The 6,126-nt window shown below is 71.4% G+C and carries 5 protein-coding genes; all 5 read left to right on the top strand.

What is annotated here, in order from left to right; translation table 11 throughout:
- The coding region (locus VIB55_RS04980) for an AAA family ATPase (RefSeq protein WP_331875566.1) at positions 1 to 723 on the top strand (723 nt) is incomplete at its 5' end.
- Between the two features lie 53 nt (positions 724 to 776).
- Complete coding sequence (gene bamA / locus VIB55_RS04975) at positions 777 to 3,197, top strand: outer membrane protein assembly factor BamA (protein WP_331875565.1); 2,421 nt, start codon at positions 777 to 779, stop codon at positions 3,195 to 3,197.
- A 31-nt stretch (positions 3,198 to 3,228) separates the two neighbouring features.
- Positions 3,229 to 3,759 carry an OmpH family outer membrane protein gene (locus tag VIB55_RS04970; protein ID WP_331875564.1) on the top strand — a complete coding sequence of 177 codons (531 nt, stop codon included), beginning with the start codon at positions 3,229 to 3,231 and terminating at the stop codon, positions 3,757 to 3,759.
- 703 nt (positions 3,760 to 4,462) lie between these two features.
- Positions 4,463 to 5,233 (top strand): UDP-3-O-(3-hydroxymyristoyl)glucosamine N-acyltransferase, encoded by a 771-nt coding sequence (locus VIB55_RS04965; RefSeq protein WP_331875563.1) that lies wholly within the window; start codon positions 4,463 to 4,465, stop codon positions 5,231 to 5,233.
- A 7-nt stretch (positions 5,234 to 5,240) separates the two neighbouring features.
- On the top strand, positions 5,241 to 6,126 hold an 886-nt coding region (gene lpxD, locus VIB55_RS04960; RefSeq protein ID WP_331875562.1), incomplete at its 3' end, for a UDP-3-O-(3-hydroxymyristoyl)glucosamine N-acyltransferase.

The following is a 6,126-nucleotide window of genomic DNA, read 5'->3' as shown; positions in this document are numbered from 1 at the left end:
TCGGAGTACATGGAGAAGTTCTCCGTGTCGCGGCTGATCGGCGCGCCTCCGGGGTACGTGGGGTACGAGGACTCGGGGACGCTGACCAAGGCGGTCCGCCGCAAGCCGTACTCGGTGGTCCTGCTGGACGAGATCGAGAAGGCGCACCCCGACGTCTTCAACATCCTCCTCCAGGTGCTGGACGAGGGGCACCTGACGGACAACTACGGCCGGGTGATCGACTTCAAGAACACGGTGGTGATCATGACCTCCAACCTGGGCGCCCGCGACATCGGCAAGGGCGCCGGGCTGGGCTTCCACGCGCCCAGCCAGCAGTCGCAGTACGATCGCATGGAGGAAAAGGTCAAGGAGGAGATCGAGCGCGCGTTCAACCCGGAGTTCATCAACCGGCTGGACGACGTGATCGTGTTCCACCCGCTGACGCGGGAGCAGATCGGCTCCATCATCTTCAACCTTCTCACGGACGTGGAGAACCGGCTGAAGGAGGAGGAGCTGACGCTGAAGCTGAACGACGACGCCATCGACTTCATGGTCGAGCACGGCTACGACGAGAAGTTCGGCGCGCGCCCCCTGCGCAGGGCCATCCAGCGGTACCTGGAAGACCCGCTGTCGGAAAAGATCCTCATGTCGGAGTACAACCCGGGCGACGAGATCGAGGTGTCGGTCGCGGAAGACCGCCAGTCGCTCGCCTTCCGGGTCCCGTCGAAAACCCAGACCGTCTAGGAACCACGGTGTTCTCAACCTTCCGGGGAGGGGCCGCTTCGGCGGCCCTCCTCTTGTTCGCCCTCTGCGGCGCGGCCCCCGCCGCGCACGCGCAGGACCCCACGGCCCCGGCGGCCCGCCCCGCGGAGCAGGCGCCGCGGCCCGGGTTCGTCGTCGACACGGTGCTGGTGCGCGGCAACCGCCGCGTGGCCGAGGGCACCGTGCGCGCCCAGGCGGGAATCCGCGCCGGCGCCACGATGACCGCGCCCATGGTGCAGGACGCCATCCGCCGCCTGATGGCCACCGGCCAGTACGAGTCGGCCGAGGTGCTGGTGCGCGGCGCCGACGCCGGGCGCGGCCCGCTGGTGCTGCAGGTGGTGGAGCGCCCGCAGGTGGCGCAGATCCGCTTCGAGGGGCTGACCACCGTGTCGGGCTCCACCGTGCGCGACTCGTCGGGCCTCAAGGAGAACGCGCCGCTGGACCCGCAGGCCGTGGCCCGGGCGCGCGCGCTCGTCCGCCAGCTGCTGGCCAAGAAGGGCGTGCAGCTGCTCTCCGTCGACACGGCGCTGGCGCCGGCGGCGGACGGGGCGGTGAACCTCACCTTCCGGGTTCGCGAGGGCAACCTGGTGGCTCTGGCCGACATCGACTTCGAGGGGAACAGCGCCCTGAGCGACGAGGCGCTGCTGGATGCCATGAAGACCAAGGAAGAGGGCTTCTGGTGGTTCCGCCCCGGCAAGTGGGACCGCGAGGCCTTCGACGAGGACCTGCGCACCAACCTGCCGCGCCTGTACGGCGAGCGGGGGTACATCGACTTCGCGGTGGTGGGCGACTCGCTGGTGGTGGACCCCGCCACGGGCAAGGCGCGGCTGATCGTCACGGTGAACGAGGGCCCGCAGTACCGCCTGGGCGAGTTCAACGTGCAGGGCAACTCGCGGTTCCCCTCCGAGTCGCTGCGGGAAACGTTCCTGACGCAGCGCCGGTCGGTGCTGGGGCTGCCCTTCGGCGGGCAGAACCAGCGCGAGGCGGGCGAGGTGTTCGACCGCCCGGCGCTGGACGCGGCGGCGGGGCAGATCGAGCAGCAGTACCGCAACGAGGGCTACCTGTTCGCGCAGGTGGTGCCCACGGTGGAACGGGTTCCGGCCGCCCCGGGGCAGGCCCCGCGGGTGAACGTGACGCTGTCCGTTTCCGAGCAGCAGCCGTTCTACATCCGCAACATCTCGTTCAAGGGCAACACCACCACGCACGAGAACGTGATCCGCGACCGGCTGTGGATCGTTCCGGGCGACGTGTACAACGAGCAGCGGCTGATCCAGAGCTACCAGGCCATCTCGGGGCTGGGCTTCTTCGAGGCGCCCATGCCGCTCCCCGACATCCAGCCGCGGCCGGAGCTGGGGGTGGTGGACATCGTCTTCAACGTGACCGAGAAGCAGACCGGCAGCGTGAACTTCGGCACGGTGTTCGGCGGATCGCCCTACGGCGGACGCCGCAGCGGGTTCTCGGGGTTCCTGGGGTACCAGCAGCCCAACCTGTTCGGCCAGGGGAAGACGGCCAACCTCCGCGCCGAGCTGGGCCCCGGCCGCAGCACGCTCGAGGCCAGCTACACCGACCCGGCCATCGGCGGCGGGCGCAACTCCGGCAGCGCGTCGGTGTTCCGCTCGGGCGACCGCTTCATCCAGTTCGGCAACGGCCGGCGCATCCGCACCGGTGCCTCGCTGCAGTTCGGCTTCCCCGTGCCCGGGCAGCTGCGCACGCGGGCGTTCCTGGGCTACTCGCTCTCGCGGACGTCGTACGACCAGGCGCAGGACGAGCAGTGCGAGCCGGGAACGACGAGCCTGTTCTGCCTTCCCAACGCCACGGCGAGCACGCTGTCGCTTTCCGTGTCGCGCGACACCAAGAACCACCCGCTCTTCCCCACGTCGGGAACGCGGCAGTCGGTGACGCTGGAGCAGACGGGCGGCCTGCTGGGCGGCGACGCCAACTTCCAGAAGCTGTCGACGCAGGCCGAGTGGTGGGTGCCCGTCGCCCGCCTGGGGAGCAGCCCGCGTGCGCCGACCATGGCGCTGGGCGTGCAGGCGCGCACCGGCGCCATCTTCGGCGATGCGGGGCCGCTGCCGTTCGAGCGGTTTTACGTGGGCGGCGTGCAGTTCGGCCAGCCGCTGCGCGGCTACGAGGAGTCGTCCATCGGCCCGCGCGGGTACAACCAGCGGTGCAACCAGCGGCTGGAGCTCACCTGCCTGGGCGACGCGTTCTTCACCGTTACCGGCGAGTACGCGCTGCGCCTGACGGACGCGCTGTCGGTGTCGGCGTTCGGTGACGCCGGCAACGTGTTCGGCGGCGTGGGCGAGTTCAACACCGCGCGGCTGTACCGCAGCGCGGGCGTGGGCGTGACGCTGGTGACCCCGTTCCTGGGCGCCATCGGCATCGACGCCGCGTACGGCTTCGACCGGCCCGAGCCGGGCTGGGAGCTCCACTTCAAGCTGGGCCAGTCGTTCTGACCCGGTCATCAACCCTGAACAGGAAGCAGCAATGAAGCGTATTCTTTCGTTCGCGATCGCCGCCGTCGTTTCGGTGGCCGCCGCCGCCCCCGCCCAGGCGCAGCTCAAGATGGGCTACGTGAACAGCGACCGCGTGCTGGCCGAGACCCCCGCGTTCGCCGACGTGCGCGCCACGCTGGAACGCGAGTTCTCGCCCCTTCGCGCCGAGATCGACACGCTGGAGGCCCGCCTGGGCCGCGCCGACACGGAGTTCCGTGCGCAGGCGCCCACGCTGACCGAGGCGGTGCGCACGCAGCGCCAGCAGACCATGCAGCAGCAGTTCGCGGCGTACCAGGCGCGCGCGCAGCAGATCCAGCAGCAGCTGCAGACCCGCGAGCAGGAGCTGGTTCGCCCGGTGATGGAGCGCATCCGCGGCGTGCTGGAGCAGGTGCGCGCGGCCGGCGGGTACTCGTTCATCATGGACCCGCCCGAGGGTGTGATCGTGGCGGTGGACCCGGCGCTGGACGTCACCGACCAGGTGATCCGCGCGCTGGGCGGCACGCCGCAGCCTCGCACGCCGTGAAGCCCTTTGCGGGGGGCGTCGCTCCCCGCTAGCTTCGGTGCCCGCGACACGACGTGTCGCGGGCACTTTTCGTTTGGGGCACGGAGGTCCGTGAGTGCGTGAGTGCGTGAGTGCGTGATTGCGGGAGTGCGCGGAGGCGTGTCATCCTGAGGCCCAGGCGCACGGAAGCAGCCCGGAGAACCGACTCCGCGGGCCGAAGGATCTAGCCGCGGAAGGGAAACAAGCCTGGGCGCGGCAGCGGTCACTGAACCCGAGGCCTCGGCTGCCGTGGGGCCCTCACCCGTCCTCGCCTAGGCTCGCCCACCCTCTCCCACAAACAGCGTGGGAGAGGGGGTACACTTCGGGGTTGGATGCGACGGGTGGGGTCCGGCGCGTCGCCCCACGCCCCCGTCCCGGCGGTTGAAACCGCGTCTGGAACTTCACAAAGTCCGCCTTCGCGGACTGCACGCGCAGTCGAGTGCGCGAGGCCAGCCGGCGCGCAGTTCAGGTCTCCCCCTCCCCTGCGAAGCGGGGGACGGGGGCCGGGGGGAGGGGGCTCCCAAGGCATTCACCGGCATTCAGCCCCACCCGGTGTGACTTCTCCTCTCTCCCGCGCAGTTTGCGGGGGAGAGGCCGGGAGAGGGGGGGCGCCGCGGCACGTACAGATGCTTCTCGAATCGGGATCGAAGTGGAGCCAGGATCTACCGATGGACCAGCCCGGGGCGTGACGATTCGCCGTGCGGAAACCCCGCCCGTCGTCCATCCCACGGCCGTGATCGACGCGACGGCGGCCGTCGCGCCGAGCGCGAGCATCGGTGCGTGCGCCGTCGTGGGCGCGGGGACTACGGTGGGCGCGGGGGCTCGGATCGGTGCGCACGTGGTGATCGGGCGCGGGTGCCGGGTGGGCGCGGAGGCCGTCCTCGATCCGCACGTCACCCTGTACGACGGCGTGGAACTGGGTGACGGCGTCGTCGTCGGCAGCGGGTCGCGCATTGGGCCCGACGGATTCGGGTTCGCGTGGGACGGGGCAGGGCATCGCAAGATTCCGCAGGTGGGCGGCGTGCGCATCGGGGCGCGCACCGTCATCGGCGCCAACGTGACCATCGACCGCGGCTCCGTGGGCGACACGCTGATTGGCACGGACTGCAGCATCGCCGACCTCGTCCACATCGGCCACAACGCCCGCATTGGCGACGGCGTGTCGCTGGAAGGGATGACAGGCGTGGCGGGTAGCGCGAACATCGACGCGCGCGTCACCGTCGGCGGGCAGGTGGCCATCATGGGGCACCTGACGGTGGGCGAAGGGGCGCGCGTGGCCCGCTGGGGCGGCGTGACGGGCGACGTGGCCCCGGGCGAATCCGTCTCCGGCACCCCCGCGCGGCCCGTCCCCGAGACCCGCCGCGCCGAGCGCCTGACCCGCGCGCTCCCCCGGCTGATCAAGCGGCTGGAGGCGCTGGAGCGCACGGTGCGCGGCCGCGCCGAACCGACTTCCTGAGATTTTGATGGCCGAGCTTTCGATCGCGGAGATCGCCCAGCACGTGGGCGGCGAGCTGGCGGGGGACCCCGACCGGGTGATCCGGGGCGCCGCCCCGCTGGACGGCGCCGGGCCGGGCGACCTGTCGTTCCTGTCCGGCGGGCGCTACCTCCCCCAGCTGGCCTCCACCGGGGCGGGCGCCGTGCTGGTGCCCCGCGCGCTGAACGTTGACGCGCCGGAGAACGTCACGCTCGTCCGCGTGGACGATCCGTACGTCGCCCTGGCCCGCATCCTTCCGCTGCTGTATCCCACCGCGCCCGAGCCGCCGGGCATCCATCCCACCGCAATCATCGGCGAGGGGGCGGAGATCGGCGCGGAGGTGAGGATCGAGGCGTACGCGGTGCTCGGCGCCGGCGTGCGCCTGGGCGACGGGGTGCGCATCGGCGCGCACGCGGTGCTGGGGGAGGGGTGCGCGGTGGGCGCGGGCTCCATCATCCACGCGCACGCCACGCTGTTCGCCGGCACGCGGGTGGGCGAGCGCTGCACCATCCACAGCGGCGCGCGCCTGGGTTCGGACGGCTTCCGGTTCGTGTTCTTCGACGGGGGACACCAGAAGGTGCCCCACGCGGGCGCCTGCGTGATCGGCGACGACGTGGAGGTGGGCGCCAACACGACCATCGACCGGGGGTCCATCGGCGATACGACGATCGGCAGCGGCACCAAGATCGACAACCTGGTGCAGATCGGCCACAACGTGCAGATCGGCCGGCACGTGCTCCTGGTGGCGCAGGTGGGGATCTCCGGGAGCACCGTCGTGGGCGACGGCGCCGTGCTGGGCGGGCAGGTGGGCACCAACCCGCACGTGACCATCGGCGCGGGGGCGCGCGTCGGCGGCCGGTCGGGGGTGACGGCCG

Origin of the sequence: Longimicrobium sp. (genome assembly GCF_036554565.1) — a bacterium.
Lineage (GTDB): Bacteria > Gemmatimonadota > Gemmatimonadetes > Longimicrobiales > Longimicrobiaceae > Longimicrobium.
This window is presented reverse-complemented; position numbering and strand designations above follow the sequence as displayed.